This is a genomic window from Janthinobacterium sp. GW460-12-1-14-LB5 (assembly GCF_059423585.1).
In genome coordinates this window covers 41805-66732 of sequence record NZ_JBWKYD010000009.1, presented here as the reverse complement: position 1 = coordinate 66732, position 24928 = coordinate 41805, and the positions used below count along the sequence as shown (strand labels likewise).

The following is a 24928-nucleotide window of genomic DNA, read 5'->3' as shown; positions in this document are numbered from 1 at the left end:
ACGGTAAGATAGCGGCCATGCCCAACCTCATTTACCTGCTCGAACATTACGGTGTCCTGATTGTCTTTGGCATCGTGCTGGTGGAGCAGCTCGGCCTGCCGATTCCCGCCTTTCCCATTCTCGTGGTGGCGGGGGCGCTGGCCGTCGATGGCGACATGAATGGGGGACTGGTGCTGGCCGCCGCACTGGGCGCCTGTCTGATCAGCGACTTCACGTGGTTCCGCGCGGGCCGCCATTTCGGCAAGCGCATCCTGCGGCTGCTGTGCCGGATCTCGCTGTCGCCCGATTACTGCGTCAGCCAGACGGAAGACAAGTTCAAGCGCTGGGGTCCGAAAGCCCTGATCGTTTCCAAATTCGTGCCAGGATTCAATACCGTGGCCGCGCCCATGTCGGGCGCGCTGGGCACGCCGCCGCGCCTGTTCTTCCTGTATGCGGGCCTGGGTGCCTTGCTGTGGAGCGGCACGGGCATCGCCGTCGGCGTGATCTTTCACGCCAGCGTGCAGCAGGTGCTCGATTTGCTCAGCACCATGGGCAGCACGGCCTTGCTGATGCTGGCTACCTTGCTGGGACTGTTCCTGCTGTATAAATTCCTCGAACGCCGGCGCTTCCGCCAGGCCTTGCAGATCGAGCGCATCGGCATCGATGAATTGCTCGAACTGATAGAGCAGGGCGAAGAGCCGCTGATGGTCGACGCGCGCAGCGCCACGGCGCAGGCCCTGGAGCCGGCCGTGCCGGGTGCCTTGTTCTTCAATGGCAAGGAACCCGTACCCGCCATGATCGCCATGGACAAGGACCGCCACATCATCGTGTATTGCAGCTGTCCCAACGACGTGACGGCCGCGCAAGTGGCCAAGCTGCTGCACCAGCACGGCTTTCACCGGGCCAAGCCCCTGCATGGCGGCCTCGACGCGTGGAATGCCGCCTACCGCTCGGACCAGCCGGCACCCGCCAGCCTGCTGGGCGAAGGCTTGCCTTCCTGATCAGTAAAAACTGGTAGTAATAATACGAAAACACCGTCGCCGGGCCGCCGGAACGGCAGCGCTACGCCTGCGCCGCCCCATACAAAGCGGCTTTGCGCAAACTGCGGCATACTCTTGTTTTCAGGCGATTCCTGCTGCTATGCAGCATGCTTTTCGTGCGCCCACCGAGTGCAAGTACTTACTATAAATCATTGTTTGCGAGCAACTTTAGCCTTGCCTGTTGCATTTGGAGTGGAACTACCAATAAAGGCTTGTTTTGATGTACTTAAACTACAAACTTTGCTTGCCTCCGGGCGCATTCATCCTTTAAGCTTGGCGTCCCATGCGTCCCACTTCATCATTTAAAATCATGAGCGCTTCGTCTTCACCCGTATTGCCGACTTCCGCCTTTGCCGATGGACCGCGCCTGCTGGCCGACGTGGGCGGCACGAATGCCCGTTTCGCCCTGGAAGTGGCCGCCGGCCACATCACGCTGGTGGAAGTGCTGCCCTGTGCCGATTACCCGAGCCTGTCCGCCGCCCTGCAAGCCTACCTGGCCCTGCCGCACATCGCTGCCGCCGGCGGGCAAGCCGTGCGCCATGCCGTGATCGCCATTGCCAACCCCGTCGACGGCGACTTCCTCAGCATGACGAACCACCACTGGTCGTTCTCGATCCGCGCCATGCGCGAAGAGTGCGGTTTCACGACCCTGGACGTGGTCAACGATTTCACGGCCCTGGCGCGTTCCTTGCCGCAGCTGTCGAGCGAGCAAAAGCACCAGGTGGGTGCGGGTACGGCCCGTCCGAACACGGCCATCGGCTTGATTGGCGCCGGCACGGGCCTGGGCGTGTCGGGCCTGATTCCGTCGCACGGCGGCTGGATCGCCCTGCAAAGCGAAGGCGGCCACGTCAGCTTTGCGCCGTTCAATGAAATGGAAGTGAGCATCCTGCAATTTGCCTGGCGCGAATACGAACACGTCTCGGCCGAGCGCTTGATTTCCGGCGATGGCCTGGAACTGATCTACCGCGCCCTGGCCGACCGCGCGGGCGTGCCGGCGGAAGACTTGCCGGCCGCGGAAATCACGCGCCGCGCGCTGGCCGGCGAATCGCAGCTGTGCGACGACGTCATCGAAGCGTTCTGCTGCATGCTGGGCACCGTGGCGGGCAACGTCGCCGTCACCCTGGGCGCGCTGGGCGGCATTTATATCGGCGGCGGCATCGTGCCGCGCCTGGGCGCGCGTTTCGACCGCTCCGGCTTCCGCGCCCGCTTCGAGCGCAAGGGGCGCTTTGCCAATTATGTGTCGCAAGTGCCGACCTTCGTCATCACGGCGCAGTATCCAGCTTTCCTGGGCGCATCGGCTATTCTCTCGGAGAAACTCGCCTCCCTGTGATGCGGGGAGTGGGCGATGTGTCGCGCCAGGGCCGGGTAAAACGCGTGTTTTACCCGGTTTTGCGCTTTTCCGCTTTTTATCAGGTACAATTGGCATCGTTGGATGAAACGACGACTGTCGCTCTCCTGTCTGGCTGTTTCGTCGCCACGGGAAAAGCAGCTGCTCCGGAGATCGTTTCATTGCTGGTTACTTAGTGAAGGTTAATTAAGGCCAGCACCATGGATGGCAGGACTTTCACTGCATCCGCTTTAGTCCCGCTTTGCGCGCATCGGCCAAGGCGTCGGAAAAACAGCCTCAACTAGTAACCCAGCACGGCGTCATCATCGATGTATGCCATCTGTTACGTTGAAATGAACGTTTTTGATTTCTTTCTCTGCATACGAATTGCAACACACATCCGCACAGAATTGCTATGAATACAATTGAGGCTAAAAAAGTCCTCGAAACCGCGTTGCTGTGCGCTCGTGAATCGCTGACGATCCACAGCCTGAAAAAGCTGTTCGTCGATGCGGACGAGAACGGCCGCGTGCGCGGTGTCGGCGTCGGTGCCGACACGATCAAGCAATTGCTGGAAGAGTTGCGCGACGAGTGGGAAGGGCGCGGCATCGAGATCGTCAGTCTGGCTTCGGGCTGGCGCTTTCAAAGCCGCCCGGAAATGAAGATGTATCTCGATCGCCTGACGCCCGAGCGGCCGCCCAAGTATTCGCGGGCGACCCTGGAAACCCTGGCCATCATCGCCTACCGCCAGCCGGTGACGCGGGGCGATATCGAGGAGATTCGCGGCGTTGCCGTCAATTCGCAGACGATCAAGATGCTGGAAGACCGCGGCTGGGTCGATGCCATCGGCTACCGCGACGTGGTGGGACGGCCGGCCTTGCTGGCCACCACCAAGCAATTTTTGGATGACCTGGGTTTGCATTCGCTGTCCCAGCTGCCGCCTTTGCAGCAAATCAGCGAAATGCAGGGCAATGGGCTCGAAGCCCTGGAAGCGGCCCTGCAAGAAAATTTTGACAAGGCAAGCAATGAGCTTGCCCCCCAGCTTGGTGCAGGTAGCAATACGGCTGTGACAGATGTAGATGTGACAGCAAGCCTTGATGCCGGCCCCGATGCTTCGCCCACGGACGAAGCCTACACTCACGACCCTGCGCCAGAACTAACGGTTGACGCTGCGCCAGGTCAGCACAGCCAAGAAACGAAGAATGAATAATCCGAACACACCCGAGACAGTAACCGCCAGCGACGAAGCCATCGTTGCCAAGCCCAAGCGCCGCACCAAAGCCCAGATCGAGGCCGACGCGGTTGCTGCAACCGCTGCTGGCGACACCGCCGCGGCCAAGCCGAAGCGCCGCACGAAAGCCGACGTGGCCGCCGACGCGCCCGTCGTCGCCGCTGCTGAAACTGAAGCTGCGCCAGTGGCCAAGAAAACCCGCGCCAAGCCGGCCCTGAAGGCCGTGGCCGAAGCCGCGGAAGCCGCAGCCGAGGCGGTTGCCGACGTTGTCGGCACACCTGCGCCGCGTCCGCCGCGCGCCCGCGCCGCCGCCAAGGCCGCTGCTGCCGTCGCTGAAACGGCGCCGGAAGCCGTCGCCGACAAGCCGGCCGAAGCACGCCCGACCCGCGGTCCGCGCCAGATGCGCGGCGTGCAGGCCGAACGCGCGCTGCGCCAGCCGCCACGCGCCGAAGCGCCGCAGGCAGCGCAAGCCGCTGCGCCTGCCGCAGAGCAAGCTGCCGCGCCGGTCGCCGACGTGTTCGACGCCGAAGGCAATCTCGTGTCCGGCCCGCGCCTGCCGCGCGGTCCGCGCAACGACGTGCCGGGCGCCGGCAAGAATGCCGGCAAGAGCCGCAAGAAGGGCAAGGGCCGCCAGGCTGCGCCCGGCAAGGTCAGCGACGCCGATGCTGTCTTCTCGTTCGTTACTTCCGACGCGTTCGACAGCGAAGAAGGCGGCACGGGCCGCGTGCAGAAAGCGGCCGTGCGCCGCGACCTGACGTCCGACGACGACGCGCCGAAGCTGCACAAGGTGCTGGCCGAAGCCGGTCTCGGTTCGCGCCGCGACATGGAAGACCTGATTATTTCGGGCCGCGTGTCCGTGAATGGCGAGCCGGCCCACATCGGCCAGCGCATCCTGCCGAGCGACCACGTGCGCATCAACGGTAAATTGATCCAGCGCCGCGTCAGCAAGAAGCCGCCACGCGTATTGGTCTACCACAAGCCGGCCGGCGAAATCGTCAGCCATAATGACCCGGACGGCCGTCCATCCGTGTTCGACCGCTTGCCGACCATGAAAGCCGGCAAGTGGCTGGCCGTGGGCCGCCTCGACTTCAATACGGAAGGCTTGCTGCTGTTTACCACCTCCGGTGACCTGGCCAACCGCCTGATGCACCCGCGCTACGGCATCGACCGCGAGTACGCCGTGCGTACCCTGGGCGAGCTGGAAGAGGGCATGCGCCAGAAGCTGCTGGCCGGCGTCGAGCTGGAAGACGGCCTGGCGCAGTTCTCGAAGATTGCCGATGGCGGCGGCGAAGGCATCAACAAGTGGTATCGCGTGGTGATCGGCGAAGGCCGTAACCGCGAAGTGCGCCGCATGTTCGAAGCCATCGGCCTGACCGTCTCGCGCCTGATCCGTACCCGCTACGGCGCCATGACCCTGCCGAGCGGCCTGAAACGGGGCCGCTGGGAAGAGATGGATGAAAACACCGTGCGCGACCTGCTGGCCGCCTATGGCATCGAAAAGAAAATGCCGCCTTCGGGCGACCCTCGTGCCGCCGGCGCCGCCAAGGGCCGCGAAGCGCGCAAGGTCGAACGCAAGGACCGCGATGACGAGCCGAATGGCAACCGTATCGATGTGAGCAACCGCAACGCCGATCCATTCCCCGTGGCGCCGCGCCGTGGCCAGCCGCAAGGCCAGTTTGCTCGTCCGCAAGGCCAGGGCCGCCCAGGCGGCGCCGGCCGTCCAGGCGACGCGCGTGGTCCGGGCCGTGGCCAGCCGCAAGGTCCGTTCCAGGGTGGTCAGCCACGCTCGTCGGCGTCGTTCGACGGCGCGCAAGGCCAGGGCCGTCCGCCGCGTGCGGCAGGCCAGGGCCAGGGACGTCCCGGTGGCGAAGGCCGCGCGCCGCAGCGCGGTCCGCGTCAGCCCGATCCGCTGCAGACGGCCTTCGGCTTCGCCAATACGGGTCCGCGCCGCAATGCTGGCGGTGGTGCCGGTGGGCAAGCGCGTTCCGGCGGCCAGCCGCGTGGCGGCATGGATCGTGGCGGCATGGACGGCATGCCGCGCCGCCGCAGCAAAGGTTAATCGGGAAGAGTTTCTTCTTGCGCGCCCGCCGATCTGCGGCGGGTGCGCGCTCTTGTAACTGTTGTAAGCCGGGCCGTTCCTCGTGTGCGGCATTGCGGCGAAGTTAATAAGAGGTTATAATCTGCAGCCTAATAAAAGTTCTCCGCAGGGTTGTTTGGTGGGGAGTGCTTTCATCTGGTTGGGGAAATACAAGAAGATGGGCAGATGCCCATTTTTTTTTTGTTGAACCGTTTGTAATGGCGCCAACAAGGGGCCATATATGACTTGAATGCGTGTTTTTGCATGTTTTCGGCGCCCAATGCGGCGCTGTCATGCCGAAAACGGGCCTTATTTCTGGAGAATTTCTTGCAGCAGTTGGGATTGATTGAAAAGACAGTTACAGGTCTGGGCTATGAGCTCGTTGATGTCGAACGTGCCGAGCGCGGACTGCTGCGCGTCTTTATTGATTTCAGCGCCGCCGATGCCGCTGAAAAAGGTCCGATCACGGTCGAAGACTGTGCCACGGTGAGTCACCAGTTATCGCATGTGTTGACGGTAGAGAACGTTCCTTACGAGCGTCTCGAGATTTCTTCCCCGGGTCTGGATCGTCCGGTGCGCAAGCTGGAAGACTTCGTCCGTTTCGCAGGCCAGGAAATCATCGTCAAGCTGATGGTGGCGATGCCGGGTACGAACAACCGGAAATCGTTCCAGGGGATCTTGCAAGAACCCGTGGGCGATAAATTGTCGTTGGAATTTGAAGGTAAGGATGGTCCGGCGATGTTGGAGTTTACGCTCGCGGATGTGGATAAGGCACGCTTGGTGCCGCAGGTGGTTTTTAAGGGACGCAAAGCATGAGCCGCGAAGTTTTATTATTGGTTGACGCGCTGGCGCGCGAAAAAAACGTCGATAAAGATGTCGTCTTCGGCGCCCTCGAATTCGCGTTGGCGCAAGCCACGAAGAAACGGTATGAGGGTGAAGTAGACATCCGCGTTTCGATCGACCGCGAAACGGGCGAATTCGAATCGTTCCGCCGCTGGCACGTGGTGCCCGATGAAGCGGGCCTGCAATTGCCGGATCAGGAGATCCTGCATTTCGAGGCAAAAGAACAGATTCCCGATATCGAAGTCGATGACCATATCGAAGAACCGATCGAATCCGTCGAATTCGGCCGCCGTTTCGCCCAGGATACCAAACAGGTGGTCCTGCAGCGCGTGCGTGATGCCGAACGCGAACAGATCCTGGTCGACTTCCTGGAACGCGGCGATTCGCTCGTCACCGGCACCATCAAGCGCATGGAACGCGGCGACGCCATCGTCGAATCGGGCAAGATCGAAGCACGTTTGCCACGCGACCAGATGATCCCGAAAGAGAATCTGCGTATCGGCGACCGTGTGCGTGCATATATCTTGCGCATCGACCGCAATATGCGCGGCCCGCAAGTGATCCTGTCGCGCACCGCGCCAGAATTCATTATGAAGCTGTTCGAGCTGGAAGTGCCGGAAATTGAACAAGGCATGCTGGAAATCAAATCCGCAGCCCGCGATGCCGGCGTCCGCGCCAAGATCGCCGTCTACACGGCCGACAAGCGCATCGACCCGATCGGTACTTGCGTCGGCATGCGCGGTTCGCGCGTGCAGGCCGTGACCGGTGAGCTCGGTGGCGAACGCGTCGACATCGTGCTGTGGTCGGAAGATCCGGCGCAGTTCGTCATCGGCGCCCTGGCGCCGGCGAACGTGTCGTCGATCATGGTTGACGAAGAGAAACACGCGATGGATGTCGTCGTCGATGAAGAAAACCTGGCAATCGCGATCGGCCGTTCCGGCCAGAACGTGCGCCTGGCCTCGGACCTGACCGGCTGGAAGATCAACATCATGACGGCCGAAGAATCGGCCGACAAAGCTGCCCAGGAAACGGCTGCCGTGCGCATCCTGTTCATGGAAAAGCTCGATGTCGACCAGGAAGTGGCCGATATTCTGGTGGAAGAAGGTTTCGCCAGTCTGGAAGAAATCGCTTACGTGCCAATTTCCGAAATGCTGGAAATCGAATCGTTTGACGAAGATACCGTCAATGAACTCCGTACCCGTGCGCGTGATGCGCTCGTGACCGAAGCGATTGCTTCGGAAGAGGGTCTGGAAGGCATGGACGAGGCGTTGGTGGGTCTGGAAGGCATGGACCGCATTACCGCCGGCAAGCTGGGTCTGGCTGGTATCAAGACCGTTGAAGCATTTGCAGCACTGGCATACGACGAATTTGGCGCAATCCTGGCCTTGTCTGCGGACCGTGCGCGTGAACTGATTACAAGTGAATTTAAAGATGTGACCGACGATGAGATGAAGTTGGTTGACTCGAAATACGACGATCGTGCCAAGGCGTTGCAAGCCAAGGCATGGAGTCTGGCCGAATCCGCAAAGGCTTAATTTGAGTATCTTTATCATCTCCGCGACACATAGAAAAGAGGACTGAATGGCGAGTAACAACGTAGCCCAATTTGCCACCGAACTGAAGATGCCTGCAGATTTGCTGCTGACGCAGCTGCGTTCTGCCGGCGTCGAGAAAAGTTCGACGTCAGATCCATTGTCGAAAGATGATAAGGACAAGCTTTTGGATCATCTGCGCCGCACACACGGCGCAGCGGCTGACACAGAAAAGAAAAAAATCACCGTGACCCGCAAGGAAACGACTGAAATCAAGCAAGCTGACGCCACCGGCAAGTCGCGCACCATCCAGGTGGAAGTGCGCAAGAAACGCACGTTCGTCCAGCGTGACGAAGCTGCGCCGGTCGCGGCAGAACCGGCCGCGCCTGCCGCACCGGTGATCGATCCCGCCGACGTGGCGCGCCGTGAAGAAGAAGCCCGTAAACAGGCTGAACTGATCGCCCGCCAGGAAGCCGATCTGCGCGAAAAGCAGGAACGTCTGGCCAAGCTGGACGCGGAAAAAGAAGCCCAGGCGAAAGCCACGCAACAGGCTGAACTTGCTGCTAAGAAAGAAGCTGAAGCGGAAGCGAAGAAAGCGGCCGCCAAGGCTGCCGCCGCGCCTGTCGCCAGCGCCGCTGCGCCTGTCGTTGACGACGCCGCCGCCGAAGCGAAAAAAGCTGCTGCCGCTGAAGAAGCGAAGAAGAAAGCCGCTGCCGCTGCTGTTGCCGCCAAGGAAGCCGCCGATAAAGCGGAAGCCACCGAGCGTGCACGCAAGGCCGTTGCCGACGAAGTCGCCCAGATCAAGGCCATGATGAACGCGCCACGCCGCGCCATCAAGGCACCGGAACCCGTACCGGTTCCAGTGAAACCGAAGGCGCCGGAAGGCACCCTGCACAAGCCTGCTGACAAGAAACCTGGCGACAAGCCGGGCGACAAGAAGCCTGCTGTTGCAGACAAGAAATCCATCAAGTCGGCGAATGTGTCGTCCACCTGGTCCGATGACGCGAAAAAACGCGGCACCACCGGTGGTCCCAAGCCACGCGGCAATAGCGGCCCAGGCGGCCGTGATAGCTGGCGCGGTGGCGCGAAGGGCCGTCGCCCGACGCACCATGACGACCGTGAATCGAACTTCCAGGCACCGACGGAAGCCGTCGTCAAGGACGTGCACGTACCGGAAACGATCACCGTGGCCGAACTGGCGCACAAAATGTCCGTCAAGGCATCCGAAGTCATCAAGCATTTGATGAAATTGGGCCAGATGTGCACGATCAACCAAGTGCTGGACCAGGAAACCGCCATGATTCTGGTGGAAGAAATGGGCCACAAGGCGTTCGCCGCCGAACTGGACGATCCGGAAGCGCTGCTGGCCGACGTGGGCGAACACGCGCACTTCGAAACCAAGCCACGCGCACCGGTGGTCACCGTCATGGGTCACGTCGACCACGGCAAGACCTCGCTGCTCGATTACATCCGCCGCGCCAAGGTTGCTTCCGGCGAAGCGGGCGGCATTACGCAGCATATCGGCGCTTACCACGTCGATACGCCACGCGGCATGATCACCTTCCTCGACACCCCGGGCCACGAAGCGTTTACCGCCATGCGTGCCCGTGGCGCCAAGGCAACCGACATCGTGATTCTGGTGGTTGCCGCCGACGATGGCGTGATGCCGCAAACGAAAGAAGCGATTGCCCATGCGAAAGCAGCCGGCGTACCGCTGGTGGTGGCGATCAACAAGGTCGACAAACCGGGCGGCAACGTGGACCGCGTGACGCAGGAACTGGTTGCCGAACAAGTCGTGCCGGAAGAATACGGTGGCGAATCGCCATTCGTGCCGGTATCGGCCAAAACGGGCCAGGGTATCGATGACCTGCTGGAACAAGTGCTGTTGCAAGCCGAAGTGCTGGAACTGACGGCACCGGTCGATGCGCCAGCGCGCGGCCTGGTAGTCGAGGCGCGTCTGGACAAGGGCCGTGGTCCTGTCGCGACGATCCTGGTGCAGTCGGGTACCTTGCGCCGCGGCGACGTGATCCTGGCTGGCTCTTCGTATGGCCGTGTTCGCGCCATGCTGGACGAGAACGGCAAGCCGATCGCCGAAGCGGGTCCTTCGATTCCGGTCGAAATCCAGGGTCTGACGGAAGTGCCGGTCGCCGGTGAAGAAGTCGTCGTCATGGCTGACGAGCGCAAGGCGCGTGAAATCGGTCTGTTCCGTCAAGGTAAGTTCCGCGACGTGAAACTGGCGAAACAGCAAGCTGCGAAACTGGAAAACATGTTCGACCAGATGGCCGAAGGCGAAGTGAAAAACTTGCCGTTGATCATCAAAACCGACGTGCAAGGTTCGCAGGAAGCGCTGGTTGGTTCGCTGCAGAAACTGTCGACCTCCGAAGTGCGTGTACAAGTGGTACACGCAGCCGTCGGCGGCATCACGGAATCGGACGTCAACCTGGCAGTTGCCTCGAAAGCGGTCATCATCGGCTTCAACGCCCGTGCTGATGCCCAGGCACGCAAGCTGGCCGAGTCGAATGGCGTGGACATTCGCTACTACAACATCATTTACGATGCGATCGACGAGATCAAATCGGCGTTGTCGGGCATGTTGGCACCAGAGAAACGCGAAACCGTCATCGGCCAGGTCGAGATCCGCCAGGTTATCCTGGTCTCGAAAGTGGGCGCGATTGCCGGTTGCCTGGTCACCGATGGCGTGGTCAAGCGTGCTTCTTCCGTCCGCCTGTTGCGCAACAACATCGTGGTGTGGAGCGGCGAGATCGACTCCCTGAAACGCTTCAAGGACGATGCGAAAGAAGTTCGCGCCGGTCTGGAGTGCGGCCTGTCGCTGAAGAACTACAACGACATTCAGGTTGGCGACACCCTGGAAGTGTTCGAAGTCCAGGAAATCGCTCGTACCCTGTAATCACAGCAGTAATGGCGCGGACATATCGTTGTCCGCGCAAACACGTGGGGCGCATTGGTCAACGGGCAACCGTTTGACCCATGCGCCCTGCGGCACTTAGGACAGCATAAAATCATGGCTAAACATAGCAAAACCATGCCGGCGCGCGGCTTGCGCGTGGCGGACCAGATCCAGCGCGATCTGGCTGAAATCATCGCCTACGAATTGAAAGACCCGCGCGTGGGCACGATGATCACCATCACCGAAGTACAGATCACGCCCGATTACGCGCACGCCAAGGTGTTTTTCACGATGTTGAAAGACAGCAAGGAAGCCATCAAGAACACCACCGAGGGCCTGATGGCCGCAGCCGGCTTCATCCGTGGCCTGCTGGGCAAGCGCCTGCACATCCACACCCTGCCGATGCTGCATTTCGTGCACGACAGCTCGACTTCGCGCGGCATGGAAATGTCCTTGCTGATCGACAAGGCCAACGCCACGCGCGCGGCCGATGCCGAGCCGGATGTCAAACCAGAAGCGGACGAGCAATAACAGTGGCCGGACCGAAGAAACCGCCCGGCATCAAGCGGGTGCGCGACCTGGTCGACGGCGTCTTGCTGCTCGATAAGCCCGTGGGCTGGTCCAGCAACGACGCCCTGATCAAGGCCAAGCGTGTCTTGAACGCGAAAAAGGCGGGCCATACGGGCACGCTGGATCCGTTCGCCACGGGCTTGCTGCCGTTGTGCTTTGGCGAGGCGACGAAGTTCTCGCAGGACTTGCTGGAAGCCGATAAAACCTACGAAACCCTGGTGCACCTGGGGCAGACGACGGATACGGGCGACACGGAAGGCGAAGTGCTGGAAACGCGTGAAGTCAACGTCACCGAAGAGCAGATCGAAGCCGTGCTGGCGCAGTTCCGTGGGCCGATCCTGCAGACGCCGCCCATGTACTCGGCCTTGAAAAGGGACGGCAAGCCCTTATATGAGTATGCAAGGGCAGGCATCACGCTGGAGCGCGAAGCGCGTCCGGTGACCATCCACAAGCTCGAGTTCCTCGGCTATGAAGCCCCGTTCCTGAAATTGTCCGTGATGTGCAGCAAAGGCACGTATATCCGCGTGCTGGGCGAGGACATCGGCCACGCGCTCGGTTGCGGCGGCCATCTGAACGCCTTGCGCCGCACGCAGGTCGGCAACCTGACTTTGGACGGCGTCGTCACCCTCGATGAGCTGACGGCGCATGCCGCGCCGCTGAGTCTGCTGGCGCCCGTCGATGCATTATTGTCGAGTTTCCCCGCCGTCCAGTTGACGGAAGAATTGGCCAAGCGTTTCCTGCATGGCCAGCGCATCGCGCTGGGCAAGGAAGATGTCGCCGTGCCAGCCGAACCGGGCAGGGTGCGCGTGTATCACGACGCCAAATTGCTGGGCACGGGCCAGTTGCAGGAATACAGCATCCTGGCGCCCGAACGGCTGATCGCCACAGCGCATCAGTGACCACCTGACCAAACCTACTGCGCGTCGTGATTTGCGGCCTGCGATGCTCACTGTGCATGCGCACAGCTGCGCTTCTTAGCCACAACTCCCTTCCGCTCGCTACGGTTTTGTCAGGTGTCGTTAAGTCATAGGTAAGTCATGGTCAAGTCATATTGATCAGCGACACTGCTAACCCGGTGTCGTATTTTTAAACAATCCGTCCCCGACTGCGGGAGCCGCCAGCATTTTTAGATAGCGTTGCAACGCAACATGCTATACTACGCGGTTCCGGAAATAGATTAGCATTCGGGTATCTCGTACATCTTGTACGCACTCCGCAGTTTTTCAGTAACTACTACGACCATGTCAAATACAAAACGCGCAATTCGTAATATCGCCATTATCGCCCACGTTGACCACGGCAAAACCACGCTGGTGGATCAGCTGCTGCGCCAGTCCGGCACCTTCCGTGAAAACCAAGCGGTCGACACCCGAGTCATGGACTCGAACGACCTGGAAAAGGAGCGCGGCATTACGATTCTGTCGAAGAACTGCGCCGTTGAGTACGAAGGCACCCACATCAACATCGTCGACACCCCAGGCCACGCCGACTTCGGCGGCGAAGTGGAACGTGTTCTGTCGATGGTGGACTCGGTTCTGCTGCTGATCGATGCACAGGAAGGCCCGATGCCGCAAACCCGTTTCGTCACGCGCAAGGCGCTGGCACTGGGTCTGAAGCCTATCGTGATCGTCAACAAGATCGACCGTCCAGGCGCACGTCCGGACTGGGCCATCAACCAGACGTTCGAACTGTTCGACAAGCTGGGCGCTACCGACGAGCAACTGGATTTCCCTATCGTTTACGCTTCGGGCCTGAACGGCTATGCCGGCCTGACCGAAGACGTGCGCGGCGGCGACATGAAGCCGATGTTCGACGCCATCCTGGAACACGTTCCAGTGCGTGACGACAATCCGGAAGGCCCGCTGCAAATGCAGATCACCTCGCTGGACTACTCGTCGTACGTCGGCAAGATCGGCATTGGCCGCGTCAACCGCGGTACCGTTAAAGTTGGTCAAGACGTGCTGGTCATCAATGGCCCAGGCGCCACGCCAATCAAAGGCCGCATCAACCAAGTGCTGAACTTCAAGGGCCTGGAGCGCGTGCTGGTGGACGAAGCCGTCGCCGGCGACATCTGCCTGATCAACGGTATCGATGAAATCGGCATCGGTTCGACCCTGTGCGCAGTGGACACGCCTGAAGCGCTGCCGATGCTGACCGTCGACGAGCCGACCCTGACCATGAACTTCATGGTCAACAACTCGCCACTGGCTGGCCGCGAAGGCAAGTTCGTTACCTCGCGCCAACTGCGTGACCGTCTGGAAAAAGAATTGAAAGCCAACGTTGCTCTGCGCGTAGCGCCGACCGACGACGACACGATCTTCGAAGTATCGGGCCGCGGCGAGCTGCACCTGACGATTCTGATCGAAAACATGCGTCGCGAAGGCTTCGAGCTGGCCGTATCGCGTCCACGCGTGGTCTTCAAAATGGTCGATGGCGTGCGCCACGAGCCGTTTGAAAACCTGTCGGTCGACGTGGAAGAAGCCAACCAGGGCGGCGTCATGGAAGAACTGGGCCGTCGTCGCGGCGACCTGCAAAACATGGAATCGGATGGCAAGGGCCGCGTGCGTCTCGAGTACCTGATCCCGGCACGTGGCCTGATCGGCTTCCAGGGCGAATTCATGACCCTGACCCGCGGCACCGGCTTGATGAGCCACGTATTCCACGAATACGCGCCAGTCGACAACACCCGTGGCGAAATGGCTGGCCGTCGCAACGGCGTGCTGATCTCGCAAGACGACGGCGCCGCTGTCGCCTACGCGATCTGGAAACTGCAAGACCGCGGCCGCATGTTCGTGTCGCACAATGACCCGGTCTACGAAGGCATGGTCATCGGCATCCACTCGCGCGACAACGACCTGGTCGTCAACCCGATCAAGGGCAAGCAGCTGACCAACGTGCGTTCGTCGGGTACCGACGAAGCAGTGCGCCTGGTGCCGCCTATCCAGATGTCGCTGGAATACGCAGTCGAATTCATCGAGGACGACGAACTGGTGGAAATCACCCCGAAATCGATCCGTCTGCGCAAGCGCTTCCTGAAAGAGCACGAGCGTAAAAAAGCGTCGCGCGACGCGTAATACCCGCGTGAGCATGGATTGACGTCCATGCCGCTTTCGGCCCGCTGCGCCGCATGACTTTAACCGGTGATGCGCGCAGCGGGTTTGTTGTTTGTAGAAGCTGTTGTGTATTGACCTGTTTTTATTGATCCTATGACTACGTCCTCCCTGCCTTCCCGCCGCCTGTCCGTTGCCCCCATGATGGACTGGACCGACCGCCATTGCCGCAAGTTCCACCGCGAAATCACGCGTCACACCTGGCTCTACACCGAGATGGTGACGACGGGCGCGCTCGTGTACGGCGACGTGGAGCGCCATCTGCGCTTCAACGAGGAAGAGCATCCCGTCGCCCTGCAGCTGGGCGGCAGCGATCCGATGGACCTGGCCACCAGCGCGAAGCTGGGCCAGCAGTGGGGCTATGACGAAGTCAACCTGAACTGCGGCTGCCCGTCCGAGCGCGTGCAAAAAGGCGCGTTTGGCGCCTGCCTGATGGCCGAGCCGCAGCTGGTGGCCGACTGCGTGAAAGCCATGCGCGACGTGGTCGACATCGACGTCACGGTGAAACACCGCATCGGCATCGATGACAGCGAATCGTACGACTTCGTGCGCGATTTCGTCGGCACCGTGGCCGATGCCGGCTGCAAGACATTTATTGTGCATGCGCGTAACGCCATCCTGAAAGGCTTGAGTCCGAAGGAAAACCGCGAAGTGCCGCCCCTCAAGTATGACTATGCCTACCGTTTGAAGCGTGATTTTCCGCAATTCGAGTTCATTATCAACGGCGGCATCAAGACACTCGATGAGATCGACCTGCATTTGCAGCACCTGGACGGCGTGATGCTGGGCCGCGAGGCCTACCACAACCCGTATGTGATGGCGCAGTTCGACCAGCGCTATTACGGCGACGACGCACCCGTGAAAACGCGCGAGCAAGTGCTCGAGGCGATGATTCCGTATATCAGCGCGCAGCTGGAGAAGGAAGCGGGGAGATTAAAACTGAACAGCGTGACGCGCCACATGCTGGGCCTGATGCAAAACCTGCCCGGCGCGCGCGGCTTCCGCCAGACTTTGTCCGATTCGAAGAAGCTGGCGTCGGGCGACCCCCGTTTGCTGCTGGAAGCGGCGGCGCGCCTGTCGCTGCCCGCGTAATGGACGACTGCCACGGCCTTGCGCGCGTGATCGAAGGCTACTTGCTGGCCGTCAGCGCCCTGAAGGATGACGGCAGCCTGTTTCTTTGCGAATACCTGGGGCCCGTCGCGCCGCAGGCATCTTTCGATGCGCTGTGCCGCGTGCTGCGGATTGCGCCGGAGGGCTTGTCCTTGCAGCCGCTCGAGAGCGTGGCATGCAGCGGCATCGCCTGCACGCCGCGCCAGTGGCTGCTGGAGCGTATTCGTCCCATGAGCGAGGCGGACCGCCAGCCGCTCGATGCGCGTGTATATGATGGTTTCGAGCGCGAACTGGCCGAACTGCTGCGCGGCGAGCCCCACTGGTATCAACTGGTATTGTCTGGCCAGCGCAGCCTGGCCGGCCAATTGGGCGCCATCTGGAGCGTCTTTGTCTTCGGCACAGAGTGCCACGCCTATGTGATGCATTGCAGCTGGGACAGCTGATCCAACTTGTCTATGCCGCTGCCCCTGCGCAGTGGTATTGTCCGTACTTCCCCCTCCTCTGAGCACCCCTCCCAAAACGATGCAATATGGCTATGCCATGTGTTGTAAATGCGCTGTTTCGGCGCACGCCCGCACTGTCGTGGGGCGTTTCTATGGGGCAAGAATCGGCGTTGTTGCCATTTCCCCGAAGAAAGTTAATCTGCCATTTATTCAGGTACTTATTGCTTGCTTTGAGGCAAAATTTACACCTATAATTGATTATAGACAAATATTTCTCATATGAATGTTTGATGTTGATCTCGCATCATCAGTGTCAAAAATTCAGGGTGTGGAACAAGTTTGCATTCGCAGTCACTGGCGTTTTCAGGGCTGTTGTAGATCAGGAAGTACCCCAGGCTGCGTGCGGCCGGATACCGCCAGCATACCAATGGGTAAGGGCGGATGCCGGTGTTACGCAGCCTTCGTCTTGTCGTGCCGGGCAAAAATCCTTATCAATAGTTTCATTTACGAAGAGCCGAAATGAATTTAGCAAAAATGAAGGTTGGTACCCGCCTGGGCCTGGGTTTCGCCCTGGTACTGGTTCTGCTGGTGGCCGTGACCGTCCTCGGCATCGCGCGGATGGCGCAAATCCAGGAACGTCTCGATCACGTGATCAATGTCAACAACGTCGTCACCCGCCTGGTGATCGATATGCGTGGCAACGTCAGCGACCGCATCACCTCGCTGCGCATCCTCACCCTGATGACGGACGCGGGCGATATGGAGCCGGAAATGGCACGTATCAAGACGCAGACCAGCACCTATCAGGAAACGCAGAAGAAGCTCGAAGAGAAATTCGCCATCGAGTCGACCTCTGAAGAAAAAGCCTTGCTGGCCTCGATCAAGGAATACGAGGCGGCCGCCATGCCAGCCATCGCCAAGGCGTCGGCACTGTGGATGGCCAACGATGCGGAAGGCGCCACGCGCGTGATGATCAAGGAAATCCGCCCGGTACAGAAAAAATGGATGGAAGCGCTGGAGCAACTGGCCGTGCTGGAAGACAAGCTCAATGAGCAGATGCAATCGGATGCCCGCAAGGCCTTCGACAGTGCGCGCCTGTTCATGATCATCCTCGGCGTGCTGGCCGTGGCGATGGGCGTGGCCGCGGCACTGGTGATTACCCGCGGCCTGCTGAAACAGCTGGGCGGCGAGCCTGACTACACGGCATCGATCGCCGGCAGCATCGCCAATGGCGACCTGTCGATCGGCATCCACACCCAGCCATCGGATAATTCCAGCCTGCTGGCGGAAATGAAGGAAATGCGCAACAGCCTGGTGGGCATCGTCGGCCAGGTGCGTGTCGGTACGGAAACCATCGGCACGGCCTCGCGCGAAATTGCCGACGGCAATATCGACCTGTCGTCGCGCACGGAGATGCAGGCCAGCGCGCTGGAAAAAACGGCGTCGGCCATGGAAGAGCTGACCTCGACCGTGAAACAGAATGCGGACAATGCGCGCGAAGCCAATAAACTGGCCGCCACTGCGTCGGACGTGGCCCTGAAAGGCGGCTCCGTGGTCTCGCAAGTGGTTGACACCATGAGCTCGATCAATGAATCGGCGAAGAAAATTGTCGACATCATCGGCGTGATCGACGGCATCGCCTTCCAGACGAATATTCTGGCGCTGAACGCGGCCGTGGAAGCGGCACGTGCCGGCGAACAAGGCCGCGGCTTTGCCGTGGTGGCGTCGGAAGTGCGCAACCTGGCCCAGCGCTCCGCTGGCGCCGCGAAAGAAATCAAGATCCTCATCGACGATTCGGCCGAGAAGACGGAACGCGGCACGCGTTTGGTGGGCCAGGCCGGCGTGACGATGGGCGAAGTGGTCGACAGCGTGCGCCGCGTCACCGACATCATGAGCGAGATCGCCAGTGCCAGCCAGGAACAAAGCGCCGGCATCGAACAGGTCAACCTGTCGATCATCGAAATGGATGGCATGACGCAGCAAAATGCGGCCCTGGTGGAGCAGGCAGCCGCCGCGGCGCAAAGCCTGCAGGACCAGGCGGCCGAACTGGCCCACGTGGTCAGCATCTTCAAGCTGGTCGAAGGCGAAGAGAAGCCGGCGGCGTACGTGCCGGCCCCCGTGGCCGCCGCGGCGCCAGTGGCCGCGCGCAAGCCTGCGCCAGCATTGCGCCCGGTCAAATCGCTGACCCGCAAGGTGGAAGCGGCCGCACCCGTGGCCGCCCCGGCGCCGCGCAAGGCGGCAGCGGCGAGCAGCAATGACGAGTGGGAAGAGTTTTAAGCGCGGCCAACAGCGCACAGGAAATCGTAATTACCGTATCTGATAATCATGGGGAAGCACATGTTTGAGAATAAGCGTTTGATGAGTGTTGCAGCAGCCTTGCTGGTATCCGTTTCTTCCGCCGCCTTCGCGGCCGAGGTGCCGGCGTCGTTCGATGCCAAGAACTGCAAGGCCGACTATCCGAAAGCCTCGCTGATGAACGAAGAGCAGGGCACCGTCTCGATGTCCTTCCTGGTCAACGCCGACGGTAGCGTTGCCGATTCGAAAATCGAGAAGAGCAGCGGCTTCAAGAACCTGGACAAGGCCGCCATCAAGGCCTTGTCCGCGTGCAAGTTCAAGCCGGGCACCAAGGATGGCGCTGCTGCGCAAACCTGGACCAAGGTCGATTACGCCTGGAAGCTGGACTGATCCATATATTGCTGGGAGGTAACTCCCGGCATGCGTTCTCCGCTACGGGCGGCGCCTGCGAGGGCGCCGCCCGTATTGTTATGTGCGCCAGCCAACGGCGCCGGCGCCGCCGATTCTGTTACCCTCGAAACATACCTTCGGGATCTCCCACCACAAGAGGCCTACCATGCAGCGCATCCTGACACTTTCTTCCCTGGCGGCCACCGGCTTGCTGCTTTCCGCCTGCGCATCGCTGGGCACGCCTGTCGGCTTGCAGGCGGGACAAACCGTCGCCGTCGTCAACAGCTTGAGCTGGGACAATCCCCTGACGGGCAAGCGCGACGGCGTGCGCACCAGCTGGCCCATCAAGGATGGCAAGATTGCCCCTGAATATTTCCCGCTGGCGCAATTGAAGCAATGCGAGGCCGGCGGCACGCCTTGCGCCTGGGGCGTGATGCGGGCGCAGCGCAGCGCACCCACGCTGAGCTTTGTAGACGGCGGCGTGGACGTGGCGCTGAGCGTATCGATCGACGTGGCGCGGCGCCAGGACGCGCGCCAGGGCGAGACGCAGACGGCGATGGCGATACCGCAGGACGTGCCGGCCCTGGCGGGCAAGCAGCGCGTGCAGCCCAGCTGGAAATTGAAGTATGGCAAGGTCGAGCAGGTCGAGCTCGATTACGGCGTGCGCTACCAGGTGTGCGTGCAGCGCTACGATGCGGCCGGCAAGGCCATCGACACCTGTGCGATTCCATTTATCTGAGGAAACATGCCGCGTGCGCCGCTTGTGGCGCGATTGCGACATTTCATGTTGCGGCGTGCGTCGGGGTGTAACAATAGGTAAAAGCACAGCAAAGCACGGCGTAATTTCTTATAGTACTTCATTAGAGATCGGTATTGGTACAAGAGGAGAATTGCGATGAAAACCCTGTTGGCAGTAATCTCGCTGGCCGCCCTCGGTGGCTGCGCCGTGGCGCCGCCCGGGCCCGCGTATTACGGTTCGCGCGCGCCACAGGCGGCCTACAATCCCTATGAATGGCATACGGTCTCGTCCGAACCGGTGCAGTCGGGCCGCGTGATGAGCGCGCCGCGCGTCGAATACACGAATGAACCCGTCTACGTGCAGCAGCAGCCGGTGTACGTGCAGCAGCCCGTATATGTGCCGGCACCCGTCTACGCGCCGCAACCGTATTATTACAATCCGCCCGTATCGATCGGGCTTGATTTCGTGTTTGGCTTTGGGCGCTACGGTGGACACCGCGGCGGCTGGGGCGGGCATGGCCGTTACCACGGCAGGCGCTAGCCGGCGCGCGTTGTCCGGTGACGGGCTGCGGCGGCGCCTGATGACATCAGTGGAAATACACGGAACTCTGGTGCAGCACGTCCGCCGAGCACAGGATGTACATCGCCGCCGCTGCCAGACCTATTTGCAAGGCGCCAAAGCTGATCGGGATGAGGCGGGACATGTCGTACTCCTGAGTGTGTGAGGTGTGGTCAGGCTTTCATCATAGGATGAATTGATGCCTTTGGGCATCGGATGAATGTCCGCCGCCATGTAGGACAACACCTCGTCGCTGCCTCGCTGTCCTGCCGCTTAGCGGTTTTTCCAGCGCAGCACCGGCTCTTCCGGCGCCGTGTCCGGCACGTTCGAGATCGCCAGCCAGTGCGTCAGGCGTTCCGGATGCTTGAGATTGATGCCCATGCCATCGATGATGCCGATTTGCTCCAGCATGCGCGCATCGATCTTCGCCTTCGACACCGTGGGTGCGCCCATGACCATGCGGTCATACGCCTTGCGCGCCTTGTGTTCCCACTTGTGCAGATTGCTTTCGTCGAAGCGGTTCGCTTCGAAATACACGGTCAGGGTGCCATCGAGGTTGCCGAAGCCGACGATGCCCGCGCCCTTGCGGATGGTGGTGGTGTTGTCGATGTCAAATTCCGCCGTGGGCACGAAGATGCCGGCGCGGCCATCGATGTCGGGACGTCCCACGGGCGTTTCCTTGCCGTAGGAACTGGTTTCAGTAATGGTTTTTTCTGCGGACATGGTGCGTGTGTGGCGGCCGTGCCGGGAGCACAATCGGGCCCGGCAGCGCCAGTCATCCTGTTCAAAAAATGCGTGCTGATGATCAGGGCGGGGTAGGGGCCCTGGCGGAGCGATGCTTGGCATTGCTTGATACCCCCTATTGTAGCGCCAATTTAATTCTTCTTGGCAACATTTCCTGAAAATTATGCTCCCGTTTTCCCATGAAAAAAGCCGCCCGGCCATGGTGGCGGGGCGGCTGATTCGCGACGCTCGTTCAGGCTCAGGCAGCGTTCTTGCGGCGCGCCATGAAACCCAGCAAACCCAGGCCCAGCAGCATCATGGCGTAGCTTTCCGGTTCCGGCACGGCCGTCGTCACCGAGACGTTATCCAGGTAGGAACCATAGGTCGGCGCGGAGACGGGACCGACCGATTCGAAGCGCAGCAGGCTCGACGAGCCGAGCGCCGTCACGTTCTGGCTGTAGGTTTGCCACACGCCGGTGGTGGTGCCGACCAGGGCCGTTGGCGTGAGCAGGGTCGAACCCCAGTAGACATTCATCAGGCTGTTCGCGCCACCCGCTGTATCGGGGCGGCCCGAATAGGCAAACGACAGCGCATACGTGCCGCCAGCCGTGGTGGCGATGGCTTGCGACACGGAGGTCAGGCGCGCGGCGTTGAGTTCCAGGTATTGCGTGCCGGCGGCGGCGACGGGATTGAAGCCGCTCTGGCCGCCTTGCGTGGCGCCCTTCTGGATTTCAAACGCCGTATTGCCGCTGACGGACGAAGTCCAGCCTGTGACGGCGCTCAGTTGCGCGAACGGCGTGTTGATGGCATTGCTTTCGAAGCTGCCGTTGACGACCAGTTCGGTCGCGGCGTTGGCGGCGCCGGCAGTGATCAGGGAAGTGAGTGCGGCGATCTTGATGAGGGTGGCAGGCATGTTCATGTATGGTCTGTTATCTTATTTAATGATTAATTTAATTTCTTAAATGATATTAAAGAATATCACTAAAACTCACCGGAAGTAGATGTTTCTCGCTAAAAAATTTGTAATTATGAAATTATCTGTGTTTAAATTGAAAATAATTTCCATGGTGAACTAATATTGTCAGCCTCGAGGGTGAGGCGGCCATGTTTAGGCTTGCATTAAGCATCTTTGTGACAGGACAGGCGAAAAAAACCTGCATCGACGTGATGGCGATGCAGGTTTTGATAGGTGCGCCTAGAACGCCAGGCGTCCCTGCAGGTAGACCATGCGCGGCGCGCCCACCAGCTTGCCCAGGTTGCCGTCCGAGGTGCGCGTGAAGTAGCGCTTGTCGGCGAGGTTGTTGACGCCGGCGACCAGCTCCAGACCCTTCTGGCCCGGCACTGTCCATTTCACTTGCGTGTTCCAGGTACGGAAGCCTGGAATGACGCCCAGGCTGCCGGCCGCGTTTTCCGCCACGGTATTGGCCTCGTCGGCGAACTGGCGGCTCTGGTGGCTGCTCGACAAATCGAAACCCCAGGCGCCCAGCTGGTAGTGGGCGCCGACGGTATCCGTGGTACGCGAATAGAAGGGCACGTCGTTGCCCGCGTTCGCGCCATCCTGCAAGGTCGCCTTGGTATAGGTGTAGGTGGCGTAGGCGTTCAAGCCGGCCAGCGGGCCGGACTTGTCGAAGCGGTAGTCGACGGCCGATTCCAGGCCCCGGTGGTGCGTGGCGCCCACGTTGTAGAAGACGACGTTTTCGCCGCTGCCGACGGACTGGATCTGGTTGTCGAACTTGATGTTGAACAAGGTCGCTTCGGCCGACAGCTGGCCGCTCTTCCAGCGTGCGCCCAGCTCGGCTGTTTTCGCCAGTTCCGGCTGCAGCGGGTTCTTGCTCGACTGCGCATTGAGCTGCGTATTTTGCACGGCGCCAAACGAGCTGTTGTAGTTGCCGAACAGGGTCACGTTGTTGTTGAGCAAGTAGGCCACGTTCAGCGAGGGCAGGGCCTTGTTGTTGAGCAACTCGATCTTCTGGTCGACCGGCAAGTGATTGAAGCGTTCCGTCTTGATGTGTTCATAGCGCACGCCCGGCGTGATGCGCCACGCGTCGATGGCGATCTTGTCGTCGATGTACACGGCCTGCGCATCGGTGGCATTGTCGGCGAAGCGCGTCGGCGCCTGCCGCACGCCGCTGGCAATGACCACGTTGTAGATGGCCTCGTCGGCCCGCTCGGCCAGATAGCGGTAGCCGACGGTGACGTCCTGCGACACCTTGCCGGTAATAAAGCGCTGCGTGTAGCGGGGCTCGATGGCCGTCGTTTCATAGTTGCGCGGCTGGTGGCCCAGGCCCGTGCGGCCGGCGTTGATCAAGGTGCTTTCGCGCGAGCTCTTGTTGTAATAGGCGCGCACCTCGAATTCCTGCGTGCCGGACAGGGCGTTCAGGTAGCCGATGTCGACAGCCTTGCGCTCGCCGCTCCAGTAATCGGTGGGGCGCGTGTTCTGGAACGGGTTCTGCTTGTATTGCGCGGCGGTCAGGCCGCCCGGCGTGCGCGACGTCACGTCGTAGTAGGACAGCTTGCCGTACACCTCGGCCGTCGGGCTCAGGTCGTAGCGGAACTTCAGGGCGAAGTCGTTGACCTTCTCGTCGCTGCCCACGCGCCAGTCGCTGCCGCGGATGCCCGAGTACAGCACCGCCAGGCCCAGGCCGCTGTCGAGCTGGGTGCCGGCAAACACGCTGGCCTGGGTGTTGTGGCCCACTTCGCTGTACGAGTTGTAGCGCACGGTGGCGTCGCCCGTCACGCCTGGCGTGGTGGGCACGCGGCGCGTCTTGAAGTTGATGATGCCGCCCACGTTTTGCGGGCCGAAGCGCACGGCGCCGCCGCCGCGCACCACGTCGACCGTCTCGACATTGGCCAGGCTGACGGGCGCGAACGACAGTTGCGGCTGGCCATACGGCGCCACCGACATCGGGATGCCATCCAGTAACACCGTGCTGCGCGGCGAATAGCGCCCGGCCAGGCCCCGCACGCCGATATTCAGGGAGATGGCGCTGCCGGCGCTGCCCGAGTTGTCGCTGATCTGCACGCCGGGAATGCGGCGCATCACGTCGCTGAGGCTGGCCGCGCCCGAGTTCTCGATATCGTCCCTTTGCACCACCGTGCGGGCGCCCGCGAAATTCTTCGTGCTGGCGGCCATGCTGGTGCCCAGCAGATTGCTGCTGACCTGGATCGATTCCAGGATGGGGCCGGCGTTATCGGCTGTACTGGCACTATTGGCGTCCTGTGCCAGCGCGGCAAGCGGGGCGCCCAGGCAGGCGAGGGCGATGGCCAGCGCGCATGGGCGCAGGGAAAACGGCAGTGGGGAAAGAGTGGCGGCCATGCATGGATCTCCGTAATGACAATGTTTGCGCGTTCGCTCAGGCGGCGCGACAACATCGTGGCGTAGGCATCCGGCGCAAGGGGATGATAATGATAATGATTCTCATTTTATCCGTCAATTGCGCAAACTGCGTAGGGCTGGCTTTCTCCGCGCGCGGGTGGGGAAGTGTTGCTGGCGCGGTACAGCAGGGTGTCTGGATTGTTGCTTGGCACCATTGCTCGGGTGCGGCGGCATTGCGCGCGCTTCTTGTATACTCCCGTTTTTGCAGCCGTCAGACGTGAACGTACAATGAGCCAGACAACTGAAACGACACCAGGCAGTTCCTCCGTGGAACGCCGCCAGGGCGACCAGCCGGCAAGTGCTGCGCGCAAACTCAATCTGCTGGTGGTCGACGACAACCAGGAAGTGGGCGAATCGCTGGCCATGCTGCTCGAAGCGCTGGGCCACCATGCGGTGGTGGTGCGCAACTGGCAGATGGCCGTCGAGCAAGTCAAGCAGTGCGTGCCCGACGCCGTCTACCTCGACATCGAAATGCCCGGCATCAGCGGCATCGAAATCGGCCGCCGCCTGCACCACAATCCCGAGACGGCCAACGCTGTGCTGATCGCCGTCACCGGCCACAGCCTGCCCATGTACATGGACGACGCGCTGGCCGTGGGCTTCCGCCACTTCCTCGTGAAACCCGTGCGACTGGAAGACCTGGCGACGACGGTGCAGTCGGTGCTGGCGGGGTAGCA

The 24928-nt window shown here is 61.1% G+C and carries 20 protein-coding genes; 17 read left to right on the top strand and 3 right to left on the bottom strand.

The features are described from left to right. Positions 1-17: 17 nt before the first annotated feature. The 16 genes from AC07X6_RS11260 to AC07X6_RS11185 all read left to right on the top strand — a co-directional run bounded on the left by AC07X6_RS11260 (position 18) and on the right by AC07X6_RS11185 (position 20134). Positions 18-980: a VTT domain-containing protein gene (locus AC07X6_RS11260; protein WP_230538715.1), complete on the top strand. Its 963-nt coding sequence runs from the start codon at positions 18-20 to the stop codon at positions 978-980. 349 nt (positions 981-1329) lie between these two features. Continuing rightward, positions 1330-2349, top strand: coding sequence for a glucokinase (locus AC07X6_RS11255; protein ID WP_494791010.1), 1020 nt, complete (start codon positions 1330-1332; stop codon positions 2347-2349). A 412-nt stretch (positions 2350-2761) separates the two neighbouring features. After that, entirely contained in the window at positions 2762-3556 is a 795-nt protein-coding gene (scpB, locus tag AC07X6_RS11250) for an SMC-Scp complex subunit ScpB (RefSeq protein WP_230538713.1), read from the top strand. Continuing rightward, positions 3549-5636: a 23S rRNA pseudouridine(2605) synthase RluB gene (gene rluB / locus AC07X6_RS11245; RefSeq protein ID WP_494791009.1), complete on the top strand. Its 2088-nt coding sequence runs from the start codon at positions 3549-3551 to the stop codon at positions 5634-5636. Before scpB ends, rluB begins: the two co-directional genes overlap by 8 nt. Before the next feature lie 345 nt (positions 5637-5981). Beyond that, the gene (rimP, locus tag AC07X6_RS11240; RefSeq protein WP_035828693.1) at positions 5982-6470 is read left to right on the top strand and encodes a ribosome maturation factor RimP; all 489 of its coding nucleotides are present in this window, start codon (positions 5982-5984) and stop codon (positions 6468-6470) included. Beyond that, a complete protein-coding gene (nusA, locus tag AC07X6_RS11235; RefSeq protein WP_086144982.1) occupies positions 6467-8032 on the top strand; it encodes a transcription termination factor NusA in 1566 nt (521 codons plus the stop codon). The genes rimP and nusA overlap by 4 nt, the downstream gene beginning before the upstream one ends. Before the next feature lie 46 nt (positions 8033-8078). Continuing rightward, positions 8079-10937, top strand: a complete 2859-nt coding sequence (gene infB, locus AC07X6_RS11230; RefSeq protein WP_230538711.1) for a translation initiation factor IF-2 — start codon at positions 8079-8081, stop codon at positions 10935-10937. 114 nt (positions 10938-11051) lie between these two features. Continuing rightward, complete coding sequence (gene rbfA, locus AC07X6_RS11225) at positions 11052-11468, top strand: 30S ribosome-binding factor RbfA (protein ID WP_076569135.1); 417 nt, start codon at positions 11052-11054, stop codon at positions 11466-11468. A 2-nt stretch (positions 11469-11470) separates the two neighbouring features. Next, complete coding sequence (gene truB / locus AC07X6_RS11220) at positions 11471-12406, top strand: tRNA pseudouridine(55) synthase TruB (protein WP_230538710.1); 936 nt, start codon at positions 11471-11473, stop codon at positions 12404-12406. Positions 12407-12748: 342 nt separating this feature from the next. Further along, positions 12749-14581 (top strand): translational GTPase TypA, encoded by a 1833-nt coding sequence (gene typA / locus AC07X6_RS11215; protein WP_230538709.1) that lies wholly within the window; start codon positions 12749-12751, stop codon positions 14579-14581. 132 nt (positions 14582-14713) lie between these two features. Beyond that, positions 14714-15709: a tRNA dihydrouridine(20/20a) synthase DusA gene (gene dusA, locus AC07X6_RS11210; RefSeq protein WP_494791008.1), complete on the top strand. Its 996-nt coding sequence runs from the start codon at positions 14714-14716 to the stop codon at positions 15707-15709. After that, positions 15709-16170 (top strand): hypothetical protein, encoded by a 462-nt coding sequence (locus AC07X6_RS11205; RefSeq protein WP_494791007.1) that lies wholly within the window; start codon positions 15709-15711, stop codon positions 16168-16170. Before dusA ends, AC07X6_RS11205 begins: the two co-directional genes overlap by 1 nt. A 534-nt stretch (positions 16171-16704) precedes the next feature. After that, entirely contained in the window at positions 16705-18447 is a 1743-nt protein-coding gene (locus AC07X6_RS11200; protein ID WP_494791090.1) for a methyl-accepting chemotaxis protein, read from the top strand. Positions 18448-18507: 60 nt separating this feature from the next. Next, positions 18508-18855, top strand: coding sequence for an energy transducer TonB (locus AC07X6_RS11195; protein ID WP_230538705.1), 348 nt, complete (start codon positions 18508-18510; stop codon positions 18853-18855). A gap of 166 nt (positions 18856-19021) precedes the next feature. Continuing rightward, on the top strand, positions 19022-19594 hold the full coding sequence (locus AC07X6_RS11190; RefSeq protein WP_230538704.1) for a hypothetical protein: 573 nt from the start codon (positions 19022-19024) through the stop codon (positions 19592-19594). A gap of 156 nt (positions 19595-19750) precedes the next feature. Beyond that, positions 19751-20134: a hypothetical protein gene (locus AC07X6_RS11185; RefSeq protein ID WP_230538703.1), complete on the top strand. Its 384-nt coding sequence runs from the start codon at positions 19751-19753 to the stop codon at positions 20132-20134. 291 nt (positions 20135-20425) lie between these two features. Here the strand turns inward: AC07X6_RS11185 and AC07X6_RS11180 are convergent, their stop codons facing one another. The 3 genes from AC07X6_RS11180 to AC07X6_RS11170 form a co-directional block, all read right to left on the bottom strand. After that, positions 20426-20875 carry a hypothetical protein gene (locus AC07X6_RS11180; RefSeq protein WP_230538702.1) on the bottom strand — a complete coding sequence of 150 codons (450 nt, stop codon included), beginning with the start codon at positions 20873-20875 and terminating at the stop codon, positions 20426-20428. Between the two features lie 259 nt (positions 20876-21134). Beyond that, positions 21135-21794, bottom strand: coding sequence for an FxDxF family PEP-CTERM protein (locus AC07X6_RS11175; protein ID WP_230538701.1), 660 nt, complete (start codon positions 21792-21794; stop codon positions 21135-21137). A 276-nt stretch (positions 21795-22070) separates the two neighbouring features. Continuing rightward, positions 22071-24191 carry a TonB-dependent receptor family protein gene (locus AC07X6_RS11170; RefSeq protein ID WP_494791006.1) on the bottom strand — a complete coding sequence of 707 codons (2121 nt, stop codon included), beginning with the start codon at positions 24189-24191 and terminating at the stop codon, positions 22071-22073. 288 nt (positions 24192-24479) lie between these two features. On the opposite strand from AC07X6_RS11170, the gene AC07X6_RS11165 reads away from it, so the two are divergent. Continuing rightward, complete coding sequence (locus tag AC07X6_RS11165) at positions 24480-24926, top strand: response regulator (protein WP_494791005.1); 447 nt, start codon at positions 24480-24482, stop codon at positions 24924-24926. The last annotated feature ends 2 nt before the right edge of the window (positions 24927-24928 follow it).

Excerpts from the sequence above, each read along its gene's own strand:
- AC07X6_RS11260 (WP_230538715.1), top strand. The coding sequence starts at position 18 with ATGCCCAACCTCATTTACCTGCTCGAACATTACGGTGTCCTGATTGTC.
- AC07X6_RS11255 (WP_494791010.1), top strand. The coding sequence starts at position 1,330 with ATGAGCGCTTCGTCTTCACCCGTATTGCCGACTTCCGCCTTTGCCGAT.
- scpB (WP_230538713.1), top strand. The coding sequence starts at position 2,762 with ATGAATACAATTGAGGCTAAAAAAGTCCTCGAAACCGCGTTGCTGTGC.
- rluB (WP_494791009.1), top strand. The coding sequence starts at position 3,549 with ATGAATAATCCGAACACACCCGAGACAGTAACCGCCAGCGACGAAGCC.
- nusA (WP_086144982.1), top strand. The coding sequence starts at position 6,467 with ATGAGCCGCGAAGTTTTATTATTGGTTGACGCGCTGGCGCGCGAAAAA.
- infB (WP_230538711.1), top strand. The coding sequence starts at position 8,079 with ATGGCGAGTAACAACGTAGCCCAATTTGCCACCGAACTGAAGATGCCT.
- rbfA (WP_076569135.1), top strand. The coding sequence starts at position 11,052 with ATGGCTAAACATAGCAAAACCATGCCGGCGCGCGGCTTGCGCGTGGCG.
- typA (WP_230538709.1), top strand. The coding sequence starts at position 12,749 with ATGTCAAATACAAAACGCGCAATTCGTAATATCGCCATTATCGCCCAC.
- dusA (WP_494791008.1), top strand. The coding sequence starts at position 14,714 with ATGACTACGTCCTCCCTGCCTTCCCGCCGCCTGTCCGTTGCCCCCATG.
- AC07X6_RS11205 (WP_494791007.1), top strand. The coding sequence starts at position 15,709 with ATGGACGACTGCCACGGCCTTGCGCGCGTGATCGAAGGCTACTTGCTG.
- AC07X6_RS11200 (WP_494791090.1), top strand. The coding sequence starts at position 16,705 with ATGAAGGTTGGTACCCGCCTGGGCCTGGGTTTCGCCCTGGTACTGGTT.
- AC07X6_RS11195 (WP_230538705.1), top strand. The coding sequence starts at position 18,508 with ATGTTTGAGAATAAGCGTTTGATGAGTGTTGCAGCAGCCTTGCTGGTA.
- AC07X6_RS11190 (WP_230538704.1), top strand. The coding sequence starts at position 19,022 with ATGCAGCGCATCCTGACACTTTCTTCCCTGGCGGCCACCGGCTTGCTG.
- AC07X6_RS11185 (WP_230538703.1), top strand. The coding sequence starts at position 19,751 with ATGAAAACCCTGTTGGCAGTAATCTCGCTGGCCGCCCTCGGTGGCTGC.
- AC07X6_RS11180 (WP_230538702.1), bottom strand. The coding sequence starts at position 20,875 with ATGTCCGCAGAAAAAACCATTACTGAAACCAGTTCCTACGGCAAGGAA.
- AC07X6_RS11175 (WP_230538701.1), bottom strand. The coding sequence starts at position 21,794 with ATGAACATGCCTGCCACCCTCATCAAGATCGCCGCACTCACTTCCCTG.
- AC07X6_RS11170 (WP_494791006.1), bottom strand. The coding sequence starts at position 24,191 with ATGGCCGCCACTCTTTCCCCACTGCCGTTTTCCCTGCGCCCATGCGCG.
- AC07X6_RS11165 (WP_494791005.1), top strand. The coding sequence starts at position 24,480 with ATGAGCCAGACAACTGAAACGACACCAGGCAGTTCCTCCGTGGAACGC.